This window comes from Croceicoccus sediminis (assembly GCF_007570835.1).
GTDB classification, from domain to species: domain Bacteria; phylum Pseudomonadota; class Alphaproteobacteria; order Sphingomonadales; family Sphingomonadaceae; genus Croceicoccus; species Croceicoccus sediminis.
In genome coordinates, this window is sequence record NZ_SUNC01000001.1 from 42078 (window position 1) to 67037 (window position 24960).

Genomic DNA, 24960 nt, shown 5'->3' on the forward strand with positions numbered 1-24960 from the left:
TCACCTTTTTTCAAACCGCGAACTGTTCGCCCACGATGCGTTCGTCCAGGCTGTGCCCGCGATCGAAAAGAAGGGTCAGGTCGCGTTCGTGCGCGACCTCCACGTGGATGCTGGAAACGTCGCGGATTTCGCGCTGATCGGCAACGGCGGAGACGGGGCGCTTTTCCCCTTCAAGGCTGCGAATCTCGATCGGAAGGTGATCGGGCAGGATCGCCCCGCGCCAGCGCCGCGGACGAAACGCGGAAATCGGGGTGAGGGCCAGCAACCCGCAGCCCAGCGGCAGGATCGGGCCGTTCGCGCTGAAATTATAGGCGGTCGATCCGGCGGGTGTGGCGACCAGCACGCCGTCGCACATGAGTTCGGGGATGCGCACCTTGTTCCCGACCTTGATCTCCAGCTTGGCCGTCTGGCGCGTTTCACGCAGCAGGGAGACTTCGTTGATGGCGCAGATCCTGTGGGCTTCGCCCGACTGGGTTATCGCCTTCATGATGAGCGGCGACACGTCGAAAGAGCGCGCCCTGTTCACCCGCTCAAGGATCGGCATGCGGCTTGCCTCGCGCTTGTTCATCAGGAAGCCGACCGTGCCCAGGTTCATGCCATAGGCGGGCAGGATGCGCCCGTCGTCGATCATCTGGTGCAGGGTTTGCAGCATGTACCCATCGCCGCCCAGCACGACGACAGCATCGGCCTCGTCCATGCTGACGAAGTCGAACCACGTGCGCAGGCTGGACGCAGCCTTCTGCGCCTTTTCTGTCGGCGATGCGGACAGCGCCAGCTTCTCGTACTTCGCCATTTGCGACTTCCCCCCTTTAGGTCCCGCACCACGACTATGGGTTGGGGTGCGGCATTACAATGGAGTTCAGGGCAATGATAGTCAGGCCGGTTCCTTGACCTTGGCCGCGCGCCGCACAATGCCCGACAGGCCCTTGGTCAGCTGGAACAGCCCATTGAGCCGCGACTTGGGATCGCCCCAGTTGCGTTCGATCACCATCTTGTTGTCCGGCCGCAGCCGCGCGGTGCCTTTCAGGCGCTCTACATAGGAGATGAGCCCCATCGGATCGGGGAATTCGTCCTTGTAGAACGTGACCAGCGCACCGCGCGCGCCAAGGTCGATCTTGGCGATGTTCGCCTCGCAGGCCTGCTGCTTGATCTCGATAAGCTTGACCAGGTTCTCGGTCGGATCGGGCAGGGGGCCGAACCGGTCGATCATCTCTGCGGCCAGAGCTTCGATCTCTTCCTTGTCCTTCGCCTCGTTCAGGCGGCGATAGAGCGCCATGCGGACGGCAAGGTCGGGGACGTAGTCTTCGGGGATCATGATCGGTGCATCGACCGTGATCTGCGGGCTCAAGCCGCTGCGATCTTCCTCCAGCCCCAGTTCGCCAGCCTTGGCCGCGATGATCGCGTCTTCCAGCATCGACTGGTACAATTCGAACCCGACCTCGCGGATATGGCCCGACTGTTCGTCGCCCAGCAGGTTGCCCGCACCGCGAATGTCGAGATCGTGGCTGGCAAGCTGGAAACCGGCACCCAGCGTATCGAGATCGCCCAGCACTTTCAGGCGCTTCTCCGCGACTTCGGAAAGCTGGTTGTCGGCCCCCGTCGTCAGGTAGGCATAGGCGCGCAGTTTCGATCGGCCGACTCGACCGCGCAGCTGATAGAGCTGGGCAAGGCCGAAGCGGTCGGCGCGGTGGATGATGATCGTGTTCGCGCTTGGGATGTCGAGCCCCGATTCGACGATCGTGGTCGATAGCAGGACATCGTATTTCTTCTCGTAGAAGGCGCTCATCCGCTCTTCAACTTCGCTGGGCGACATCTGGCCGTGGGCCGAGACGTATTTCACTTCCGGCACGGTCTCGCGCAGCCAATCCTCGATCTGCGCCATGTCGGCGATGCGCGGCACGACGATGAAGCTCTGCCCGCCGCGATGGTGTTCGCGCAGCAGCGCCTCGCGCACGACCATGTCGTCCCATTCCATGACGTAAGTACGCACGGCCAAACGGTCGACCGGCGGGGTCTGGATGACGGACAATTCGCGCAGGCCTGACATCGCCATCTGCAATGTGCGCGGGATGGGCGTGGCGGTCAGCGTCAGGACGTGGACGTTCGCGCGCAGGGCCTTGAGCTTTTCCTTGTGGTTGACGCCAAAGCGCTGCTCCTCGTCGACGATGACGAGGCCTAGGCGCTTGAACTTCACGCTTTTCGACAGGATCGCGTGCGTGCCGACGACGATGTCGATGGTCCCGTTCTCAAGCCCTTCGCGCGTCTCGCTTGCCTCCCTTGCGGGGACGAGGCGCGAGAGGCGGCCAATGTTGAGCGGGAAACCGCCGAAGCGTTCGCAGAAGTTGCTGTAGTGCTGACGCGCGAGAAGCGTGGTCGGCGCGATCATCACGACTTGCCGCCCGCTCATCGCCGCGACGAAGGCTGCGCGCAAGGCGACCTCGGTCTTGCCGAAGCCGACGTCGCCGCAGACCAGTCGGTCCATCGCCTTGCCATCGGCAAGATCGCCCATGACGTCCTCGATCGCGCGTTCCTGGTCGTCGGTTTCGTTCCAGGGAAAGCGGTCGACGAAAGGATCGTAGCTCTGCGGATCGGCCTCGATGACCGGGGCCTGTTGCAGCGCGCGCTTGGCCGCGGTGGCGAGCAATTCGTGCGCAATCTCGCGAATACGCTCTTTAAGGCGGGACTTGCGCTTCTGCCACGCTTCGCCGCCCAGCCGGTCGAGCGGGACCGTTTCCTCGCCGCTGCCATAGCGCGATAGGACGTCGAGGTTCTCGACCGGTACGTAAAGCTTGTCGCCGCCGTGGTATTCCAGCGCGACGCAATCGTGCGGGCTCTTGCCGACGGGGATCGATTCGAGACCGAGGTACTTGCCCACCCCGTGGTCGATATGGACGATGTGGTCGCCGGGCTGCAGCGCCTGCAGCTCCGCCATGAAAGCGTCGGCGTCTTTCTTGCGCTTTTTCCGGCGGACCAGCCTGTCGCCAAGGAAATCGCGTTCGGTAATCAGTTCCAGATCGTCGTTCGCGAACCCGGATTCGAGCGGCAGGACGACTGCGACGGGACGCTTCTTCGCGGCAAGGCCCAGCGCCTCCTGCCAGCTTTCCGCCGTGGTCGGCGCGGTCTTGCCCGCTTCGCCCAACTGGCTGACGATACGCTTGCGCGCGCCTTCGGAATAACAGGCCAGGATCGCCCGGCGACCGGCCTTGGCCTGTGTTTCGAGGTGGTTCGCGGCGATTTCATAGACGTTGTCGCCGCGCGTACGCTCGGGCGTGAAATCGCGCGCCGAGGTAAAGCCGAAGTTGACCGTCCTCTCCGACTCAGGCTCGGCAAAGATCGAGGTCCGGTGCACGGGCCAGCTGTCCAGCCGCTCCTCGAACTCTTCGCGCGAAAGGTAGAGCGCCTCTGCGGCGAGCGGGCGATAGGCACCGGGACTGGTTCGCGCGCTTTCGGTGCGGGCGCGGTGATAGTCGATGATTTCGTCCAGCCGCTGATCGGCTGCGCGAAGGGTGCCGCCATCGATGACCGTGACATCGTCGCTGCTCAAGTGATCGAACAGCGTGCTGAGCTTGTCCTCGAACAGGGGAAGCCAGTGTTCCATACCCGCGAGGCGGCGGCCGTCGCTGACCGCCTGATAGAGCGGATCGCCCGTCGCCGTCGCGCCCCAGCGTTCGCGGTAGCGGGATCGGAAACGCTTGATCGTATCCTCGTCCAGCAGCGCCTCGCTGGCGGGAAGGAGCAGGTGCTGATCCACCACGCCGGTCGTGCGCTGCGTGTTCGGATCGTAGAGCCGCATCGATTCCAGCTCGTCGCCGAAGAAATCGAGGCGCAGGCCGGCCTGGACCTGTTCACCCTTGTCGTTGGTGTATTTGAGGCCCGCCGGCACGATGTCGAATATCGAGCCGCGCACCGCGAACTCACCCGAATCGATGGCCGTGTCCGAACGCGAGTAGCCTTGCCGCTGAAGCAGGCCGGTCAGGCTTTCGTGTCCGATCTCGACACCCGGTTCCAGCATCCGGGTCGCCTCGCGGATGCGGAACGGCGTCAGGACGCGTTGGAGCAGGGCGTTGATGGTGGTGACCAGAAGCTGCGGCCCGCTGCGCTTGCGCTGCAGCGCCTGAAGCGCGGCAAGGCGACGGGCACTGACCGACAAGGCCGGGCTGGCGCGGTCATACGGGAGGCAGTCCCAGGCCGGAAATTCGATGACTTCCAGATCGGGCGCGAAAAAGGGCGCGGCATCGGCGATCGCGGTCATCGCCTGTTCGTCTGGCGCTATGAAGACGGCGCGGGCAGGGGCCTTGCCATGCGCAGCAGAGCGCGCGAGATCGGCCATGACCAGCGGCAAGGCGCCGCGGGCAAGCGAAGACAGCACCAGCGGTTTTTTCGCGGCGGTAATTCGGGAAAGATCAGCCATGTTTATGGAGGACTATCTGGCTATCGCACGGTTCCTGTGCAAGCCTTAAAACAAACGGTGTTGACGCCCTGAAAACCTGCGCCTAAGAGGCGCGCCTGCCGAGCGCCAAGGCGCGCTCGATGCCTCTCGGGGCGGAGTAGCTCAGCTGGTTAGAGCAGCGGAATCATAATCCGCGTGTCGGGGGTTCAAGTCCCTCCTCCGCTACCATTCCTTGATCCGGAAGCTTCCGCTAGCTTCCGCATTTTTCCATAAATCGAAAGAAAAGCAGAGGGTTGCGGGTGATTCGCGTCCGCATGCGCCCATGGTCTTCCACATGCAGCCAGATTTGGTGTGGGGGTATTTTGGGGGTATTTTCGCGGAGTATCGGAAAGGAGCGATACCCCCAATGCCTCTCACGGAGATTCAGGCCCGAAATTCCAAGCCACGCGAGCGCGCCTACAAGCTGGCCGACGGGGAGGGCTTGTTCCTGTTCGTCCAGCCGAACGGGTCAAAGTTGTGGCGGATGAAGTACCGCTTCGCGGGCAAGGAGAAGTTACTCTCGTTCGGCGCCTACCCAGACCTCGGGATAGCTGCAGCGCGCGACAAGCGCACAGCCGCAAAGGCGTTGCTAGCCGAGGGTAAGGATCCAATGAAATCCAAGGGAGAAGTGATCTCGCAGGAAGGAGCCACCTTCTTCGAGGTCGCAAAGCGCTGGCATGAAAATCGAAAGAGCGCGTTGAATGCCGCGCACGCCGAACGCGTCTGGTCGCGCATGGAAAGGGACGTCTTTCCAGCCATCGGCGAGAAACTCGTGAATGAAATCACGGCACCCGACGTCCTGGCAATGATCCGCAAGATCGAAGCAAGAGGCGCGCTCGATATCAGCCGGCGTGCGAAACAAGGGGTGGGGCAAGTCTTCCAGTTCGCAATCGCGTGTGGTCTGGCCTCGAACGATCCGACGACGCATTTGCGCGGGGCTCTAAAGCCGCGACCAAGAGTGAAGCATATGAGCCGGCTGCCGCTCAGCGAGTTGCCCGCCTTCATCGAGAAGCTGCATGCCTACCAGGAAGAGGGCGAACGACGGTCCGCGATCACCCGTGACGCAGTTCTCTTTGCGCTCCTGACTTGGGTTCGAACCAAGGAACTGCGTTTCGCCGCCAAATCCGAGTTTGAGGACCTGGGCGGGAAATCACCCGTCTGGAGGATACCAGCCGAGCGAATGAAGATGGGACGAGAGCATTTGGTACCCCTCTCGCAGCAGGCAACGCACATCGCGAAATCCATGATAGCAGCAGCGCCTGGCGAGTTTCTCTTCCCGGGTAACGGCCCGAACAAGCCGCTTTCAGAGAACACAATGATCTACGCGCTCTATCGCCTCGGATACCACAGCCGCCAAACCGTACACGGCTTCCGGGGCTTGGCGAGCACCTGGGCCAATGAGCAGTTGGTAGAGTTTGGTACGCCGCCCATTTGGATCAGGAAATACCATGAGGATTGGGTCGAACTACAGCTCGCGCATTCGGAGAAAAACGATGTGCGTGGAGCGTACAATGCCGCTGAATACCTGGCTCCTCGGCGCCGGATGATGCAGGACTGGGCTGACTATCTGAGCGGCGGGAAGGTGATCGACATCAAGAAGGCAGGGAAGCGGGCAGCCTGATAACGATGGCTTCGATCAGAGCGGTCCAATCCAGTCCGCGCGCAATCGATCTCGACCTGCTACAACGCCTTCGACAATCACTGCTAATCCGACGAATTCGCATTCGGGTTCGTCGCTCTCGATGATCCAGACGACTTCGTCTGTTGTGGTCAGGAACATTCCGCGTCTACCGCGGCTTAACGTCCCCGACACGCGTATTCGACCTGCACTCACAATGCCCCCCGCTCAAAAGCGCCAATGGCGCAGCACTTCGCGCACATAGGCCGGCGTCTCGCCATTGCGTGGAACACCGCCGGCGCGCTCGACGGCACCGGGACCTGCATTGTAGGCGGCGAGGGCCAGATGAACTACCCCGAACTTGTCCAGCATCTGGCGTAGGTATCGGGCCGCACCTAAGATATTCGCCTTGGGATCGAAGCGATTTGAAACGCCAAGGTCCCGCGCTGTCGCTGGCATCAATTGGCCCAAACCTGCGGCGCCAGCCTTGCTGATCGCCAGAGGATTATATCGGGACTCCGTCCATACAAGCGCGTCGAGAAGACCTCTTGGTAGCGAGTATTGAGCTTCAGCGGCGTAAACATGAGGAAGGTAGCTTGCCCGACGGAAGCCGGATGGCGCACTGCCCTGGGGCTTTGGATATCGATAGGGCAGATAGGTTCGACCCGCATCGGTAGCCGACGGCTCGGACGAGCCCGCTGGAGGCATTCTCCAAATGCCGTGTTCGACGAGACGAAAGCCATCGGCTCCTTCTGCAACGCGGAAGCCGTCGGTCGTCAACTCCGAGGCAAAGGTCACCTGAGGGGCTTCCAGCTCCTGCGCGTGAGCCGGGCGGACGAACCCAAGTCCTGCCGTTGCCACTGCGGCTACTGCCCATTTTAGTCTCATTCCCGAATCCTTTGGTGGTCGAATCGGGAAAGAACATATATAGAACATCTGATGTAGGAAAATGAAACATCAGCGACGCAGAGCGGAGGCTGCGCGGGTGGAGGCACGTTACGATGGAGATGCCCCATGCACCAACACCGATCATCCCAATTCCAAGGTCTGCAACTGGAAAACCGCGCGCGCAAGATAGTCGAGCAGCTGGGCGGTGCCTGGTCGCGTTCGCGCGGAATGTGCTGCTGCCCGGCCCACGACGACCGGACTCCTTCGCTAAGCATCACACTCGGAAAGCGCGCAATCCTTGTTCATTGTTTTGCCGGCTGCACGAACGAGGCGGTGATAGAAGCCATGGCCGGGCTCGGAATACGAATTGCGGACCTGTTCGATGGCACGAGTGGTCCGATCGTGGCCGAACCGCGCGAGGAAGTCGCCAATCGGAATGCGCTGAGGCTCTGGCGTGAGGCGTCGACCATCGCTGGCAGCCCCGCCGAGAAGTACCTCGTGTCCAGAGGCATCACGATTTCTTCGCCGGAGCTGCGTTTCCACCCGCATATGCCGCTGGGGCCAAAGGGTGCTGTCCGGTTTCTACCCGCGATGGTGGCGGCCGTGCGCAATGATGCCGGAATTCTGGCGCTGCACCGCTCCTTCCTTGACCTCGACAAAACCAGCATGGCTTCTTTCGATCAGCCCAGGCGTGCGTTAGGCAGCCCCGGTTCTGGGGCGGTGCGTTTCGCGTATCCGAATGGGGGACGCCTTGGCCTCGCAGAAGGAAACGAAACGGCCCTCTCCGCGATGCAATTGTTCAATGTTCCCTGCTGGGCGACGCTGGGAAACGAACGCTTCGGCCTAGCCACCATCCCTGAATCGGTGCGGCAGCTGTATCTCTTTGTCGACAATGATGCGGGCGGGCACCTTGCTGAGGAGCGCGCGCGCGAGGCTTACGCTTGCGAAGGGCGGCTGATTGTCACCAGGCGCCCGGAGCTAACCGGCGACGACTGGAATGATGTGCTCATGCGCTCAGTACGAGCTGCGGTCTGAATGTCGGTGAGAGGAAAGCGGGCTTGGGGCATTGTGAGGCCCCCGGGCGGATCCATCTGAACGGACACCCGGACAAACCCAGGGCCTCTTCAGGAGGTCTCTCATGTCACACGCAAATACCGCTTTCGCATTCTCCGATCCCGCCGAGCCGCAAGTGTTGGCAGCGGCGAGGGCGCTGGCCGCGCGGCTAGGTTCAGATGAAGCAATCTCACGGCACACTGTGAATGCAACAATGGCCGATCATTTCGGCGGTAGCGACGCCGAAGGACGCTGGTCCTTACGCGATGCCCATGCCGCACTTGAATTGGCGCAGGTGCTGTTCCTGGCGCAGGCAACTGAATTCTCTCTCGCGATGCCATCCAGCACTGCCGATGAGGCTTTCACGCGCCTTGAAGGTCTGGTCCCGACCCAGTCCAACCGGAGCGACGAGCAGATCGAGTGGCAACAATTCGCAACGCCGCCCCGTCTGGCCTGGATGGCTGCAAAGGCTTGCGCGATTTCTGCCGCTGAACTGGTTCTCGAACCGTCGGCCGGGACCGGGATGCTAGGCGTATGGGCAGCAAAGGCAGCTGCGCGTCTCGCTCTCAACGAGATATCACCGCTGCGCCGCGAATGCTTGGGCGCCGTGTTTCCGGAAGCGACAGTCACGGGATTTGACGGGGAACTGATCGACGAACTTCTCACGCCCGACGTGGGTCCGAGCGTGGTGCTGATGAACCCGCCCTATTCACACGGTATCGAGAGGGGCCACGATAGTCGCACTGGCGATCGGCACTTGCGTTCTGCCTGGAAGCGACTTCTGCCCGGTGGCCGCCTGGTCGCAGTAATGCCAGAATGGTTCGAGCTTCCGAAGTTCCTTGCCGGGATCGCCGGCCCCATCTCGTTGCGCCTCAACGCGACGATCGAGCGCGGTTTCGTCAAGCAGGGCACCTCAATCTCAACCCGGCTCCTGGTTCTCGACAAGGCTGAGGATGGTAACAGTCCGATCATCGCCCAGCCGGCAAACTTTGCCGAGCTTCATTTGCTGATCGATATGCTGCCTGGCCGGGTAAGCCTGCCCGCCGAACCCAGCATCGGCCCCAAGCCAGCCTTGCCGCTTCGACTGGTGGCGAACAGGACGAAACCGGTTCCACTTAAGATCCATCCAGCCGCGGCAGCGGCGTCGATACTGCCGCTTGAATTTACTCCGCTCGAAGCACCTGCGCCGATCGAAAGCCAGGTTGGGCATTATTTGCCTTACCGACCGAGCCGGATCTCGATTGCAGATGCTGTCCCGCATCCGACCCCGCTGGTCGAATCTGTCGCGATGGGTTCGATAACCGCACCCGTGCCCGAAGTGGTGCCTCAGCTTCCTTCGAGCATCATTGCTGGAGGCGCCTTATCCGCTGCGCAGGCCGAGACCCTGATCTATGCCGCAAGCGCTCATGCCCGCGATCTGCCGGGCCGGTTCGAGCCCGACGACAAGGGCTGCGCCTTGAAGGCGAGCGCCGAGGGGCACGCCTACCGCATGGGCTACTTTCTTGGTGACGGAACTGGCGCAGGTAAAGGCAGACAAGTCGCTTCCGTCATCCTCGACCGGTGGGTGAGGGGTGAACGGCGCCACATCTGGATTTCCAAGAACGAAGCTTTGCTCGAAGATGCCCGCCGCGATTGGAGCGCCCTCGGCGGCCTTCCCATCGACGTTCAGCCCCTTGGTCAATGGAAGCTCGGTGTCCCGATCGGGATGCGCGAGGGCATACTCTTCGTGACTTATCCGACACTACGCTCGGGCCGCAGCGATGCGACCCGGTTCGAGCAGATTCTCGAATGGGCAGGGGAGGACTTCGACGGGCTCATCGTCTTTGACGAAGCCCATGCGATGGCCAACGCCGCTGGCGGGGAAGGCTCACGTGGTAAGGTCAAAGGGTCGGAACAGGGCATTGCCGGTGTTCGCATCCAGAATCTGTTGCCGCGCGCCCGCGTGCTCTACGCATCGGCGACCGGGGCATCCGACGTCAATAATCTCGCCTATGCCACCCGTCTTGGCCTGTGGGGTCCCGAGACGGCTTTTGCCAATCGCGAAGCCTTCGTCGCAGATATCCGCGATGGCGGTATCGCTGCAATGGAACTGGTCGCCCGTGATCTGAAGGCACTCGGACTGTACGCGGCGAGGGCACTTTCATTCGCCGGAGTTGAGTACGAGATTCTCGAGCATTGCCTGACCTCCGACCAGGTAGCGGTTTATGACGCCTATGCAGACGCCTGGGCAATCATTCATGCCAACCTGCGAGAGGCTCTCGAGGCAACCCGGATCGTCGACGCTGACAGTGGCGATACCCTGAATTCAGGTGCCAAATCGGCTGCGCTTTCGGTATTTGAAGGCACCAAGCAGCGCTTCTTCGCGCAGCTCCTTCTATCCATGAAGCTGCCGAGCCTGCTGCCTGCGATTGATACGGCACTTGCGGACGGCAACGCTGTTGTCGTGCAACTCGTCTCGACCGCCGAAGCCATGCTCAACCGCCGCCTCGCTGATCTCTCCGATGCGGAACGCGAAGCACTCGAAATCGATCTCTCCCCCCGCGAATATGTGGTCGATTACCTCACCAAATGCTTTCCGGTTCGGTTGATGGCGGTGTTCACGGACGAGAATGGCAATGCCCGGTCCGAACCGATGAGTGATGATAACGGTGCTCCTGTTCTCTGCCGTTCGGCGCTTGCCGCGCGCGATCGCATGATCGAACAGCTCTGTGCCTTGCCGCCGATCGCGACGGCGCTCGATGCGATCATCGAACGGTTCGGTGTCGATCAGGTGGCCGAAGTCACCGGTCGTACCCGCCGCCTGATCGTCGGACGCGATGGACGCCAGGTGCTCCAGTCGCGCTCCCCGCGCGCCAATGTCGCCGAGACGCGAGATTTTATGGACGGGACCAAACGAATTCTGGTTTTCTCCGATGCCGGTGGCACCGGCCGCAGTTATCATGCCGACCTCGCCGCAAAGAACCAGATGCGCCGGGTCCACTTCCTGCTTGAGCCGGGCTGGCGGGCCGATGCCGCAATCCAGGGCCTTGGTCGCACCAACCGCACCAATCAGGCATCGGCCCCCCTGTTCCGCCCGGTGACCACCGATGTGCGTGGCGAACGTCGGTTTATATCGACCATTGCACGTCGGCTAGACAGCCTCGGCGCACTGACCCGCGGGCAGCGCCAGACGGGTGGGCAGAACCTCTTCGATCCTGCCGACAATCTCGAGAGCACATACGCCAAGGAGGCGCTTCACCGCTGGTTCGGCCTGTTGTTCGAAGGCAAGCTGGAAGCCGTTACGCTTTCTCGGTTTGAGGAATTGAGCGGGCTCAGAGTCGAAGGAGCCGACGGCGGGATGGTCGATGACCTGCCAACAATCCAGCGCTGGCTCAATCGCATCCTCGCGTTGCCGATTGTTTTGCAAAACGGCATATTTGACGAGTTTCTCGGCCTCGTCGAAGCGCGGATCGATGCCGCACGCCAGGCCGGCACGCTCGACATTGGGGTGGAGACCATTGCGGTCGAGCATTTCGAGGTGCTGACCGATACGCTACTGCGCACCGATGCGCTGTCGGGTGCGACTACGCATCTCCTGGAACTCGAGATTGCCCGCGCGCTCAAGCCTTTGCGTCTCGAACGGCTCGAGGACCTCTACGGCTTTTCAGGTTCGCGTCAGCAACTTCTGCGTAATGCGCGCTCAGGCCGGATCGGGCTGCTTGTCCCGGCGCGTAGTCTGCTCACCGACGAAGGTATGCGTGTGGCCCGCTTCGAGCTTGTCCGTCCCTTGAAGCATGGGCACATCACCGCCGATCAACTCGAAGAGAGCAACTGGGAAGCGGTGGATCCATCCGAGTTTCGCCGCCTCTGGCAGGCTGAGGTCGATGACGCCGCCTCAAATCACAAGCGCGAGCGCCTGCATCTTGCAACCGGCCTACTGCTTCCGGTGTGGGATAAACTCCCTTCGGACTATGTACACGTCAGCCGGATCTCGGCGCGAGACGGACGCTCGCTGTTAGGTCGGGAGGTTCCGCTCCATTGCGTGCCCGAACTGTGCCAGGCGCTTGGGCTTGAAGACGAACATGCCTTCTCGGCAGAGCAGATCGTCGATGCGGTGAACGGGACCGGGCGGCCGATGCAAATCAGAAGCCGCGAAGCGCTCACGCTCAAGCGTAGCTTGGTCAACGGCGCGCAGCGGCTCGAACTGGCTGGTTGGTCGGCGTCGCGGCTCGACTGGTACAAAGCACATGGGTGTTTCACCGAGATCATCCGCTATCAGACGCGTCTTTTCGTTCCGACCACGAACGCAGTGGCGGTCTTGGCGCGGCTTGCAGGCTGAATTTGACGCATCTTGCCAAATGGCATTCAAAGTGGTATATGCTGCCATATGGAGAATAGTCATGTTGGCTTTGCAACCCGTTGATACCGTCCCCCACGCCTTCCGACCCGATCCTATAACTCAGGAGGAAGCATCGGCGATGTTTCGCGCCGTGCTAAACCTGTTCGGCAAATGGGAACTCACAGACGAGCAGGCAGCGACTTTGCTCGACATGCCGGTTCGCTCCTACCGGCGGTGGAAGGCTGAGGGTGCGGGCCGTGTCTCGCGCGATGGTGCGGCACGGCTCTCCAACCTGATGGGTATTCACAAGGCGCTGAGGATCATCTTTTCAGAAGCCCAGCGTGGCTACGCCTGGATCAAGGCAGGCAACGCCGCCTTTGCCGGAGCGAGCGCGCTTGATGTCATGCTTGGCGGCGAGCTGACTGATATCATGCGGGTGCGTCGCTATCTTGATTCCGAACGTGGTGCCTGGTGATTGATCCCAAGGCAATTCCGGTTGCCCAGGTCGAGTGGAAAGGTGCTGTACGGATTATCCGCAGTGCCTTTCCACCGATCGACCTGTTCGAAGATATCGCAGACCCCGCAGACTGGCCGCTGCTGATCTCTGCCGAGCAAAAAACCAATCCTCGCATCATGGCGACGATCGGCAATCTCGATCTGGTACCTGCAGACCGTCGGGTAGGGGGCAACGGCGCATCATATCTGATGGCCCCGTTCACGCATGTCAGCACTGACCGACCAAGTCGATTCACCAATGGGACCTACGGCGTCTTATACGCGGGGGATGCATTTGAAACTGCGCTGTTCGAGACAATCCATCATCATGCCCGCTTCATGGCTCGCACTTCCGAAGCGCCAGGTTGGACCTCGCAGTTCCGTGAGATCATCCTTTCGGTAAGCGCCGATCTTCACGATCTCAGGAGCCTTGCCGCAGGCGATCCCGCACTTGATCCCGACAACTATGCTGCATCGCAAGCCCTCGCTGTTGAGCTTCAAGGGGGCGGGGCCGAAGGTCTTGTCTATCCGAGCATCCGGCATCCGGGTGGTGAATGTGTCGGCTTGTTCTACCCGGATTGTGCATCCGACCCCATTCAGGGACGTCACCTCGACTACCACTGGGACGGAACGGGTGTCGATCTGGTTCGAGACGCTGGCACAGGGGCGGTATTTCGAGTGGTGGATGCTGCGTAGACCGAAGATCCAACGTCCAGGTTTTGCTGCGGTGATCCCGAAAGCTTTGCGCTCTAATCCCGGCCATTCAAGGTCGATCGCCGATCTCCTGAAAGCGGACGCAATTACCAAACGGCGCAGTTGGCGGCGTCTGGGACTTTCCTGCCATTCTCCCGCAACTTGGCGAACGGCTAGACCGGCCAGCACCGGCCATTCGCCATCTCCCAGGACGCAGCCCCTGCTGGATGACATAAATGCGCGCACAACTCGCGACCAGTCCCGAGAACTGCGTGCGTGTGTCGGTACCGACGCTCACACGCCTCGGCGAAGGTCTACGCAAAAATATCAAACCTTTCTCGTGCTAGAGAACCTGTTTCGTGGGGCGGACTTGGGTGCTAATGTCGCTACTAGCGGGGGCCTTGCGTGTATATTGCTGAGATCAGGATCGAGAACTTCCGGCTGTTCGGATCGGCAGCGCGCGCCTTCGTTCTTCCGCTCAATCCCGGCCTGACGGCGCTGGTCGGCCAGAATGACGCGGGCAAAACCGCGATCATCGACGCGGTCCGCCTGGTGCTCGGTACGCGCGACCAGGATATGCTGCGCGTGGATCCGCTCGATTTCCACCAAAGCGCGCCCGGAGCGGAACGCGCCGACCAGATCGCCATCCGCCTGACCTTCCGCGGCCTAACCGTTGCCGACCGTGGCGCCTTTGCCGAGTTCCTCACCTACGAAAACGTCGGCGAACAGCTCGAGACGGCGCTGATCGTCACCTGGATCGCCAAGCGCAACGCGAAAGAAGGCAGCTCGCGGCGGGTGCTTCCGCCGGAATGGCGCACCGGCGCCAAAGGCGATGGTCCCCTAATGGACTGGGGTGCGCGCTCGCTTTTGACCGCGACCTATCTGCGTCCGTTGCGCGATGCGGAGCGCGCGATGAGCGCCGGACGCGGATCGCGGCTGTCGCAGATCCTCCAGCACACCGCTGAGATTCGGAACACCGGCGTCGCCTTCGATCGCAACGCCAACCCCCCGGTCGAAGCCAAAGACCTCAGTGTGCTCGGGCTCGGCGACTATGCCAGCCACCTGTTCGGCGAAAGCGAAGGCATCAAGCAGGCACGCAAGCGGCTAAACGAGGAATATCTCGCGCCCTTGTCGTTTGCAGATGATCTGCTTCTTGCCCGCATCGGCGTTGCTGGAGCGCAGGAGGACAATCTCAGGCTGCGCCAGCTTCTCGAAAAGCTGGAACTGGCCTTGACGGCCTCGGCCGATGCGGACAGCGCGCAAAACCGCGGGCTCGGGTCGAACAATCTGCTGTTCATGGCCTGCGAGCTGCTGCTGCTCGCAGCCGAAAGCGACGGCTTCCCGCTGCTGCTGATCGAGGAACCTGAGGCGCATCTCCATCCGCAGCGCCAGCTACGTCTCATGTCATTCCTGCAGGCACAGGCAAGCAAGCCCCGCGCCGATGGCCAAAATATCCAGATCATTGTCACGACGCACAGCCCGAACCTCGCTTCGGACCTGCAGCTGGACAATCTGGCGCTGATCAAGGGCGGGCGGGCATTCCCGTTGTGCCGCGGCAAGACTCTGCTCAGCGCCTCCGACTATCGCTTTCTTGAGCGCTTCCTCGACGTGACTAAGGCGAACCTATTTTTCGCACGCGCGGTGATGATCGTCGAAGGCGATACCGAGACGATCCTGATGCCGGTCGTCGCCAAGCTGCTCGGGCGCGATTTCCACGAATATGGCGTGTCGCTGGTCAATGTCGGCGGCGTCGGGCTTGGCCGCTATGCGCGCATTTTCCTACGAAAGGACCCGGAAGAGGATGGCGAAATCGGTATCCCCGTCGCCTGCTTGACCGACATGGACGTGATGCCCGACATGGCGCCGTGGATCGTCGGAAAGCTCGAACCAGGCCAGCCAGTGCCGGCACGACCGCCCTCGCGGCGGCAATGGCGGATCAAGGCTGACCTTCCCGGCGAGCAACTTGCCCAGCGCCGCGCCGAACGCCGCGCCAAGGCGTCTGGCCAGCGGGTCGAGACCTTCGTCTCCGACGAATGGACGCTTGAATACGACCTCGCCTTTCACGGACTCGGCAAGCAGGTCTATCGCAGCGCTTCGCTGGCGCTCGCGGACGATGCACTCAACGCCGGCGGCGCAGTACAGGCCGAGGTAATCGCAGGGGCCGACGCGGCCTATCAGGCTTTGGCCGATGCCGGTCATGATCGGGAGACGCTTGGGTCTCACATCTATTCGCTGTTCGAGGCCGAGGGCGCCTCGAAGGCGATCGCCGCCCAATATCTCGCCGAATTGCTCGAGAAGGAGGTGAATGCCGGAACGCTCACCTCCCTTGCGTTGCGGCAGCTACTGCCGCCCTATGTCGTCGCGGCAATCGCGCACGTCACCGCGCCCTTCACCGCGCCCGCGCCGAACGGCGCCGCGGCACCGGGGCCGGCGGCGGCGGCCTGAAGCCGATGTTCGACGATCTCATCCGCGAGCAGGACGTCGCCTGGGCGGCGGCGCTCATGGGACTGGGACCGGACGGCTTCGCGCCGGTCGGTGATGATGACAGCCGGCTCAGGGCGATGCTCAATCTCGATACGGTCGATTTCGAGGCCTGTCCCGGGAGCGGCAAGACCACGCTGCTCGTCGCCAAGCTTGCCGTGTTGGCAACGCGCTGGCCGCACCGGCACCAAGGCATCTGCGTACTCTCGCACACCAATGCGGCGCGCAACGAGATCGGTACCAAGCTGGGCAATTCGGCTGCGGGAATCTCGCTGACCCGCTACCCGCATTTCGTCGGCACGATCCACGCGTTCGTGAACGAGTATCTGGCGCTGCCCTGGCTGCGCTCCAAGGGTCTCGAAGTAAAGTGCATCGATACGCAAATCGCGCTCGCCAAGCGCCGGGGGCTTCTGCCCGGAAACGCACGCTGGGCGATCCAAAAGGCCCGGCTTAGCGAAGGGTGCCTGATCTACACCCGCCCCGACTATACGGGCGGCAGCACCGGCAAGTTCGGGCCGCAGACGCAGACATACCAGGCGCTCATCGAAGCGCGCCGCGCGGGCAGCCAACAGGGCTATTTCTGCTTCGACGAGATGTTCGTCTGGGCGAACGAATTGCTCGACAAGCGGCCCGAGGTCGCAGCAGACCTCCGGCGGCGCTTCCCGTTGGTGTTCGTCGACGAGGCGCAGGACAACAGCGAGGAGCAGTCCGCGCTCCTACACCGGATCTTTTGCGCGGGCGACGCGCCTTCGCGTCGGCAACGCTTCGGGGACTCGAACCAGGCGATCTATGCGCGCGCCGGCGCCGAGGGCGCTGCAACCGATCCCTTTCCCGGCGCTGCGGTCCAAGCGATACCACGCAGTTACCGGTTTGCGCAGCCGCTCGCCGATGAAGTGAAGGGGCTCGGAGTCGCGCCCCAGGACCTGGTCGGTGCGGGACCGCCGCCCGAGCACGGCATTGCCCACCAGGCGCCCACGTTGTTCCTGTTCGACGACGCCAGCGTGCGGTCGGTGCTGCCTCGCTATGGCGAGCATCTGATCGCGACCTTCGACGCCCAAGTGCTCGAAAGCGGCGTGTTCACCGCGGTGGCGGGCGTGCACGATCTCGATGAAGCTGGTCGGGTGCCGCACGCGATGGGCCACTACGCCCCCGCCTATGATCCGGCCTGCGCGCGCAAGGAAGCGGCGCCGACCAGCTTCGCCCAGTATCTGGCACGAGCGCGGTTCGAGATGGTAGGCAGCGGCAACAGCGACAAATTGGTCAATGCGGCGGCATCGGCGCTACTCGCAGCAAGCGAACTGACTGGCGGGACGCACGGGCGGATGGCGCGCAAGTCGCCGCATCGCCGCGTAGTCGATCTCCTCACAGGCACCGAGGCTCATCCCGCCTACTTCGCACTGATCGAACGGATACTCGCCGGCTGCGGCGAGTTCGTGGAGGCCGATTGGCAGGCGGCGGTGCGTCCGCACGCGGAGATGGTCGTCCATCAGTTGAGCGGCGCCGAGGTGCTTGGAAAAGGGGCGGCATTCCTCGCATGGCCGCAGGACGGACCAGCGCTCTACGCTGGGGCCGCGGCTATCGCGCGAACCAACAATCTGTTCGCCTATCCCGAGGGCGCCCCGCAAGTCCGCATCCGGCTGGGATCAATCCATTCGGTAAAGGGCGAGACCCACACTGCGACACTGGTGCTCGACAGCTTCTACTTCGCACATCACCTGAGCGAGCTTAAACCCTGGCTCCTCGGCGCGAAGACGGGCGGGTCGCGCCTGAATGGCCGAGGAAATGTGGTCGCCGAAGGTCCGCGGATGCTTGGCAGGCTGCGACTGCACTATGTCGCGATGACCCGCCCGACTCATCTCCTGTGCCTAGCAATGCGCAAGGATGTCTTTGCCGCGGGAGAACTCGACATTCTCATCGGGCGCGGCTGGACGGTCATCGATTGCTGTGCGCCTGCGCAGGCCTGAGCATCCGGATGATAGCTTTCAGGAGGTCGACTGACCGACATTGGTCGGGAGCGCAAGTCTGTGAAGCGTATGGCCTCTGGCTCCCGAATGCGCGATGATCGCCTTGCGTACAATCCGGCATCTCGAGGATCGCAGTCGCTTCCAGACAGAGGCCATCAAGTGCATAGTCAACCAGTATTCAGGGTTGGCGTAGCAGGGTGCCTGCGATGAAAAGTAGGTTCGGCTTCACACAGACCTAATCTCAATCTGGCTCCCGTTCGCTCGCTTGTGGACGGTAAATCCGTTCGGGACGGCCTGCTGGACCAGTGGCACGTGTGAAATCAGACCCACGGCGCGCCGCTCACCGACAATATTCTGAAGCACCCGCAGAACCTGATCGAGCGTGCCGGCGTCGTTATCCGTATCGAGGCTGCCGAAGCCCTCATCGATGAAAATGGTGTCGAGCCTGATGGCCCCGTTTGTCATTTCGACGATGTCGGACAAGCCGAGTGCGAGGGACAAGGCTGCGATGAAGGTCTCGCCGCCCGAAAGCGTGATGATCTCGCGGGCGCGGCCGGTCTCGATGTCGTGGACGCGAACGTCCAGCCCTCGTTTTGAGCGTCCTCCGATGCTCTCGGTGTCGCGCTCGAACCTATATCGGCCGGTGGTCATTGGATCGAGCCGGAGGTTCGCCGCTTCAAGAACCTGATCGAACATAGCACCAATGGCGAATGTTTCGAGGCTCGTCCGCATCTCGTTCTGACCATCGAAGGCTTCCGCGATACCGCGAAGTGCCTGCGAGGACTGCTCAAGGACCCGAAGGTTCTCAAGTTGGTCGGCCAAGCTGGCCTGCAGGTCGACGAGTGATTGGTGACGCTGCTGGGCGGCGGCACTCTGCTTCGCCGCATCGTCTGCCGCCGTCTGCGCTTGAACGCAGTTTAGGCGGTAGGGCTCCAAGCTTTGGCGCTGCGCGTTGCTCACGGCGTTTTTTGCTATCGTGTCGCGCGCGCGCGCTTCAGCAATGGCCGTGTCAAAGCCCGCGATTGATTTCTCCAGTTCCGCGATCGCGGCAATATCGGGGATGGCGGTGCGATAGTCTGCCTCGGCAATCCCAAGCTCGATAAGACGGGCTTCGAATGCGGCCTGTTTCGCAGCGAGACCTTTCTCGCTTTCGCTGACTGTGGTGGCGGCGCTCTGGAGTTCGGCTGCGGTCTTGATAGCGATGGCGTTGAACTCCCGCTGCTTTGCGTCAGCATCAGCGAGTGCCTGCTTTCGGCCGCCCAAGTCTGCGGTGGCGGAATCGATTGCGGCCTGCAGAACGTCGTGTTGGCGCAGACTTTCGGGGACCGATGTAATCCGCTCTTCGTAAGCTTGACGAGCCAAGGCTTCTGCAGTCGTTGCAGTTCCCAGCGCATCGCGGGCCTGCTGGAGGGCTTCCGCTGCTGCCAGCTTGCGCTTGCGTGCGTCATCCAGATCCTCGGTGACAATGCCGATATCGACTGCGGCGCCCAACGCATCGATCTGCCCGGCGACCCGCTGCAAGTCGCCTTCGATTTCGCTTAGGCTGCGCTTTGGCTCCGCAAGGCCGGTAAGAACCGTTCTCCTTGCGTCGAAGGTCGCTTTCGCTGAGCTGGCACTCGATTGTGCCTCGCGATCTGCTTTGGATGCGGCAAGCGCTGCGCCTTGGGCGTCGCGCCATGCCTTTTCGAGTGCACTCGCATCGCCTGATCCCTGTGCCGGTTCAGGGTGATCGCAAGCGCCGCATACGGGGCAAGGTTGTCCATCCTGCAGGCGCTCTGCGAGAACACTCGCCTGAGCGGAAATGAAGGCGGCTTCATGCGTTTCAGCTGCCTCGACCGCCTCGGCATGGTGGGCCTGCGCGTCGCGGGCGATTACCGCTGCTGTCTCGTAGGCGTCCTGCGACACGGCCACAGCCTGAGTGGCTTGAACAAAGGCCTGCGCAGCATGGAGCTCGCCTTTCAAGCCATCATATGTTCCAGTCAGCCTCTGCCGCTCAAGAGCATTGGCTTGGGCTGCCGCGAACGCGCTTTCCTTTTCATCGCAAAGCTCTGCGGCCTGCGTCTCGGCGGACATGGCTCGCGAAAGAGCCTGTTTCGCGCGGTCCAGGACTGTCACGGCAGCATCATGGCCAGCCTGACGTTCGACAGCATCGACCAGAACCTGCCTGTGCCGGTTAAGCTGGTCAATCTTGCGCGCGAGGTCCTCGATCTCATGCTCGCGGCAACGAAGATCGGTCAGCGTAGCGCTCGCTGCCGATACAGCTTCACCTGCTTCCCGTGCTGCAGTCTCGGCTTTGGAATGTGCCGCAACCGCGACTGTATGGCGCTTTCGCGCATCGCCAACGGCGGTGTCGAGGTCCGACATGCGCCGTGCCAGGTCCGCCCGTGATTTGCGTGAGCGCATCGTGTCGAAAGCTGGGGCCTCGGCCTCAAGCTGTTTAAGGGCACCTGCTGCAGCCTCGACCTCGACAAACCGCTTTTCTTGTTCTTCAGCGGCCGCGTAGGCCTTGTTGGCCAAGGCGAGCACAGTCGCCGTCTCAGACACCGCCAGCTGGGTAAATTCATATCGTTCAAGTGCGGAGGCAATGCCGTAGGTAAGCTCGTTCGAGCTGGCGAAGCCCTCGGTTTGAAGGCGGTGTCCGTGCAGTCGATAGCCGTCTTCAATCTCACGCCTGATGCTCGCAGCATCGGTTTTGAGCTTTTCGGTGAGCCGGCGGTAGAGCGAGACGTCGAACAGCTCCCGCAATATCTCGAGCCGGTCCTTGCTGTTCGACACGAGGAACCGCTCGAACCGGCCTTGCGGCAGCAGGACGATCTGGCGGAACTGCTGCGCGCCATAGCCGAGAAGACCCTCGACATGGCTGAGTACAGCACCGACTTTCCGTTCCGCCAGCGGAGTCCCGCAGCAGTCCGGACCGACGTCATCGATCGCCAGTTCCGATACATCGAACAGCCAGGCAGCATGTGACTGCATCGTGTGGCCTTCGCCTCGCGCTTTGGGCCGTGCCTGGTCAGGCTGACGCCTGATATAGTAACGCTTTGCGCCAAGCTCGAATTGCAGGCTGACCTCAGTTAGAAGGTCGTCAGGCGCGAAATCAGACCGCATGGTCCCGATGCCCTGTTCTTCCTTGGCGCCCTCGCCAAACAGGGCAAAGGAGATCGCGCTGAAGATTGACGACTTGCCTGACCCCGTGGGGCCGTAGATTCCGAAAAGACCGGCGTCGGTCGCTTCGCGAAAGTCGATGGTCTCGGTGCCGCCATAGGGACCGAAAGCGCTGAGGGTGAGCTTGATAGGTCTCATTGACCTTCCTCCGTCGTGGCGAAGGATCGCAGCGCGGACGCCACAATCTGCCCCTCTGCTTCGGAAAGCGGCTCACCGCGGATAAAGTCGAGAAATGCAGAGGACAGCGTCTGCGGGTCATCGATGACAGCGCGCTGTTCCTCGAGGCGCTGCGCTACGGGGCGCTCGTTGCGCTCGTAGGAGAGCTGAACGGCATTGGGATAGAAGTCTCTGATCCTTTTCATCGGATCGATTTGCGGGGTGTCGTCCGTGAGCACGACGCGGATGATGTCGTTGGAAACCTCCGTGGCGGCGAGCAGCTCGAGTAACTTGCCGCGAATGGTTCTGACCTGTCGCAGCGGCCGCAGCGGCATTTCTGTCACCGCGGCAGTGCCATCGGCCGCGAGATCGATCAGGCTGATGGACTTCTGCTGACCTTCTTCATCGAAGCCGAATGCGAGCGGCGCGCCGGAATAACGGATGTGATCCTGTCCGACCGGTTGCGGGCGGTGGAGGTGCCCAAGGGCTACATAGTGCGCCCCATCGAAGGCGGCTGCAGATACCGTCTCGATCCCGCCCACCGTGCGTGTGAGTGGGCGCTCGCTTTCGCTAGTCGCGGCGCCGTCGACAAAGGCATGGGCGACGACAACCCAACGCATTCCATTGGCCACGTGCTTGCGGGCGCTTGCAAGCTGGGCCCTGATCACATCCGCAGGGCATGCGATGGCGTCGTCTTCGAAACAGAGTCGGGCGGCATATTCGAATGCAAAAGGCAGGGCGGAGATGGCCACCGGGCCGTGGGCATCGGAAATCATGAGCGGCCGTTCATCTTCATCTAGTGGTCCGCGCACAATCGCCGCGCCGCCTTCTGCAAGAACACCCATTGCACCAATCTGCGCGGCGGAATCGTGGTTGCCGGCGATCATAACGATTGCTGCATCGGATGCTGCCCGCACGGTTGTGAGGAACTGCGAGAGGCGGCTGATCGCGCTTTGGGGCGGGTTCGCCCGGTCAAAAATGTCGCCGGCGATGATCACGACGTCGGGACGCTCATCATCGATCATCGCAAGGATCTGAACGAAGATATGGTCGTGGTCCTCATCGAGGGACAGGCCATGGAATTGTCGGCCCAGATGCCAGTCGCTGGTGTGCAAGATGCGCATTAACCTGTCCTTGAATCCAGATGCATATAAATTTTATATAGACGTATGATGGTGCGTCAAGTAGGGTTCGGGCATGGACGATCCCTCACTCAAGCCTGCAATGCTTGCTCGCCTTGTCTATCTGGACAGGTGCCTGACGTGGCGCGGGCAGGTGAACCGCAAGGACCTGATCGAGCGCTTCGGTATCTCATCTCCACAGGCGGCAATCGATCTCAGGGAATACCTCGAGCGGGTCGCCGAGCCGAAGCCTGGCTATGACACAGTGCGAAAGTGCTATGTTGCCGACCCGCACCATCGCGGCCTGCCGTTTGTCGAGGATGCAGGCTCACCGGATGAATTTGTCGGCTATCCCGCATCGGAGGGCCTTTCCGTTCTGCCTTCGCCTGTTCGGCAGTGCCCGCCATTCGTGATCCGGCGTCTCTGGCAGGCGATCGAGCAGCGGCAGAAGATCGAGATCGGCTATGTGTCGATGTCGAGTGGGCTGCGTCAGAACCAATGGATCGCGCCTGCGCATTTTGCTTCCGACGGTGAGCGCCTGCACATTCGGGCCTGGAGCTTCCACCGCGAGGAATGGCGCGACTTCGTGCCGGTCCGGGTTCTGCCTGAGAGCACCTTTGCCGTGGCGCCGGTCGGCGAAGACCTTCCGCGCGATGCAGAATGGGAAGAATTCGTTGAAATTCGGCTTCGGCCGCTGAGCAGCCTGACGGAAGAGCAGCAGGCGGCTGTCCGGCTTGAATATGGGTTCACGCAGGAAGTTCTGCGCTTCGACGTCCGCAGGTCGCTCGAATTCTATGTCGACCGGCGCTGGGGGCTCAACCGAGCGGGCGCGCGACTGGAACGCTTTTAGGCTCGCCGTGCGAACGCAGCCTGCTGCCTCAAGGAAAGGAGATGACCATGGTTGGAAACACGACAATCGATCCGCTGGCGAGGGCAGAGGCGGTGACAAGGCCGGAAATCGACACGGTCAGAAACCTGAGAACTGGCCATGTGCGCGATGTCCGTCGTCTCGTCCGGGCGTTTCGGTACGAGCGCGCTATCCTGCTGCGCCAAAATCTCAAAGCACTCGTGAAACGTGACGAAGCACGCCTCGTCTGCGCGACGTGCGGCGTTCCGGTCTATCTGGCTTGTAGCACGACCAAGAGGTTTTTCTTCCGGCATCGCCATGAAGATGGCTCGTGTCCAGCTGTCACGCGGACAGAGTTGAGCGAAGCCGATATCAGGGCCATGAAGTACCGCGGCGCCCAGGAGAGCGGGGCGCACAAGCGGGTCAAAGCACTTCTTCTGCGAAGCCTCTCGGCCGACCCCCGGTTCAAGGACGTGGTGCAAGAAAAGACATGGAAAGCGAGCGAGGGCCTTATCGGGCTGCGACGGCCTGATGTTTCGGCGCGGACGGACACCGACAGGTTGGCCTTTGAAGTGCAGCTGAGCACCACCTTCATGGACGTCGTGCTGAGCCGGAAGGAGTTCTATCGAGCCGAAGGGGCGGCGCTTGTATGGGTTCTGCCGAGTTTCCACCCGAGCTATCGACGCATGACTGATGACGACATCCTTTTCGGGAACAACTCCAACGTTTTCGTCGTAGATGAAAAAAGCGCTGCTGCGTCCGAAGTGGCAGGAACCTTCATCATGACGTGCTGGTATCGCAAGCCGTTGATCAACGATGACAAGATCGTCGACGAGTGGATCGAGCGCGAGGTGCGGTGGGATGAAATTACGGTCGATTTGGACCGCCAGACCATTATTGCCTTCGACTATGCGCAGGAGGCAGCAAGACTCCGTGACGAGCTGAGGGTTGCCCGCTCGGAAAGGATCGCAGCTGCCGAGGCTGCAAGAAAGCAGGCTCAGCAAGACCGCGAGGATGAGATCCGTGAGCAAATGCTTCGGTTCGTTCTCGATGCCTCGCGCGATGACGAATACCTGCCTCGACACAAGGCATGGTTGCTCCTCAACGATCGCCTTCGTTCCATCGGATGCGGCCTCGACGGGGAATACCCTGATCTCCTAGCAGCCACTCGCATCGTCCATCTCATCGAGAGCGCAAGGGCGGGAAAGCCGGTTGGCTTCGGCTACAAGAGCTTTGCTGAACTTGGGCATCATCTCATCCACCAGCACCCCGAGCTTCTTCTCGCCTTCGGCCACATGCTACGGAAATTCGGAACGAAGGAAGCCCTGTATCGCGACGATCGAACTGGGAAGCTAAAGGCAAAGCTTGAGGCGGTGCGGGCTCACCTTCTCCATGACCCAAAATACAGGATGGCAGAAGATGAGGAGCGCTTGTGCGCATTGCTATCGGAGGGGGCCTCTCGGAAGGCAAGGTCGGAGAACGACAATCCTGATCGGCCCGGTCGCGCGGCGGCGTAGCCGGGCAGGAGCCGCCAGAAGAACACGATCAATCTGGTTTCTCGCGCTCGCCACCGCTGAAGCCGTTTTTTCAGGCAAGGCAATCGAAGTGGTATGGCGGCTTCGGGTAAAACCAGACGATCAAGGTCGCGGTCTTGAATAACCGACTCTGGGTCGAGTTCAGCCGTCGCTGGGTGGCAGACCCGATGGCAGCTTTCCACCGCTTGCCACCCACCGGC

General features: G+C 61.8%; 15 protein-coding genes and 1 tRNA gene. 10 read left to right on the top strand and 6 right to left on the bottom strand.

Translation table 11 applies throughout. The features are described from left to right. Positions 1 to 10 precede the first annotated feature (10 nt). Both FAX90_RS00145 and mfd read right to left on the bottom strand, forming a co-directional pair. Positions 11 to 793, bottom strand: a complete 783-nt coding sequence (locus tag FAX90_RS00145) for an NAD kinase (RefSeq protein ID WP_144094436.1) — start codon at positions 791 to 793, stop codon at positions 11 to 13. A gap of 81 nt (positions 794 to 874) precedes the next feature. Further along, positions 875 to 4411: a transcription-repair coupling factor gene (mfd, locus tag FAX90_RS00150; RefSeq protein ID WP_144094438.1), complete on the bottom strand. Its 3537-nt coding sequence runs from the start codon at positions 4409 to 4411 to the stop codon at positions 875 to 877. A 130-nt stretch (positions 4412 to 4541) separates the two neighbouring features. On the opposite strand from mfd, the gene FAX90_RS00155 reads away from it, so the two are divergent. Further along, positions 4542 to 4618 (top strand) — tRNA-Met (locus tag FAX90_RS00155). Positions 4619 to 4796: 178 nt separating this feature from the next. Then, positions 4797 to 6050 carry a tyrosine-type recombinase/integrase gene (locus FAX90_RS00160; RefSeq protein WP_144094440.1) on the top strand — a complete coding sequence of 418 codons (1254 nt, stop codon included), beginning with the start codon at positions 4797 to 4799 and terminating at the stop codon, positions 6048 to 6050. A 15-nt stretch (positions 6051 to 6065) separates the two neighbouring features. Here FAX90_RS00160 and FAX90_RS16740 read toward each other — a convergent pair whose 3' ends face one another. After that, entirely contained in the window at positions 6066 to 6263 is a 198-nt protein-coding gene (locus FAX90_RS16740; RefSeq protein ID WP_338080208.1) for a DUF5818 domain-containing protein, read from the bottom strand. A gap of 12 nt (positions 6264 to 6275) precedes the next feature. Beyond that, a complete protein-coding gene (locus FAX90_RS00165; RefSeq protein WP_240704641.1) occupies positions 6276 to 6935 on the bottom strand; it encodes a lytic transglycosylase domain-containing protein in 660 nt (219 codons plus the stop codon). Positions 6936 to 7061: 126 nt separating this feature from the next. Here FAX90_RS00165 and FAX90_RS00170 point away from each other — a divergent pair, with 126 nt between their 5' ends. From FAX90_RS00170 to FAX90_RS00195, 6 genes are all read left to right on the top strand, one after another. Continuing rightward, entirely contained in the window at positions 7062 to 7970 is a 909-nt protein-coding gene (locus tag FAX90_RS00170) for a DUF7146 domain-containing protein (protein ID WP_144094442.1), read from the top strand. A 103-nt stretch (positions 7971 to 8073) separates the two neighbouring features. After that, positions 8074 to 12306: a strawberry notch-like NTP hydrolase domain-containing protein gene (locus tag FAX90_RS00175; RefSeq protein WP_144094444.1), complete on the top strand. Its 4233-nt coding sequence runs from the start codon at positions 8074 to 8076 to the stop codon at positions 12304 to 12306. A 61-nt stretch (positions 12307 to 12367) separates the two neighbouring features. Further along, positions 12368 to 12781, top strand: coding sequence for an antitoxin Xre-like helix-turn-helix domain-containing protein (locus FAX90_RS00180; protein ID WP_144094446.1), 414 nt, complete (start codon positions 12368 to 12370; stop codon positions 12779 to 12781). Next, entirely contained in the window at positions 12778 to 13497 is a 720-nt protein-coding gene (locus FAX90_RS00185; RefSeq protein ID WP_144094448.1) for an RES family NAD+ phosphorylase, read from the top strand. The genes FAX90_RS00180 and FAX90_RS00185 overlap by 4 nt, the downstream gene beginning before the upstream one ends. Before the next feature lie 402 nt (positions 13498 to 13899). Continuing rightward, positions 13900 to 15939: an ATP-dependent nuclease gene (locus FAX90_RS00190; RefSeq protein WP_144094450.1), complete on the top strand. Its 2040-nt coding sequence runs from the start codon at positions 13900 to 13902 to the stop codon at positions 15937 to 15939. Positions 15940 to 15944: 5 nt separating this feature from the next. Beyond that, positions 15945 to 17939 (top strand): UvrD-helicase domain-containing protein, encoded by a 1995-nt coding sequence (locus tag FAX90_RS00195; RefSeq protein WP_144094452.1) that lies wholly within the window; start codon positions 15945 to 15947, stop codon positions 17937 to 17939. Positions 17940 to 18164: 225 nt separating this feature from the next. Here FAX90_RS00195 and FAX90_RS00200 read toward each other — a convergent pair whose 3' ends face one another. Continuing rightward, positions 18165 to 21239: an AAA family ATPase gene (locus FAX90_RS00200; protein ID WP_144094454.1), complete on the bottom strand. Its 3075-nt coding sequence runs from the start codon at positions 21237 to 21239 to the stop codon at positions 18165 to 18167. Further along, complete coding sequence (locus FAX90_RS00205) at positions 21236 to 22381, bottom strand: exonuclease SbcCD subunit D (protein WP_144094456.1); 1146 nt, start codon at positions 22379 to 22381, stop codon at positions 21236 to 21238. Before FAX90_RS00205 ends, FAX90_RS00200 begins: the two co-directional genes overlap by 4 nt. Positions 22382 to 22454: 73 nt before the next feature. On the opposite strand from FAX90_RS00205, the gene FAX90_RS00210 reads away from it, so the two are divergent. Together FAX90_RS00210 and FAX90_RS00215 are read left to right on the top strand one after the other, a co-directional pair. Next, the gene (locus FAX90_RS00210; RefSeq protein WP_144094458.1) at positions 22455 to 23228 is read left to right on the top strand and encodes a BrxR family transcriptional regulator; all 774 of its coding nucleotides are present in this window, start codon (positions 22455 to 22457) and stop codon (positions 23226 to 23228) included. A 41-nt stretch (positions 23229 to 23269) separates the two neighbouring features. Beyond that, positions 23270 to 24742 (top strand): DUF6035 family protein, encoded by a 1473-nt coding sequence (locus FAX90_RS00215; protein WP_144094459.1) that lies wholly within the window; start codon positions 23270 to 23272, stop codon positions 24740 to 24742. The last annotated feature ends 218 nt before the right edge of the window (positions 24743 to 24960 follow it).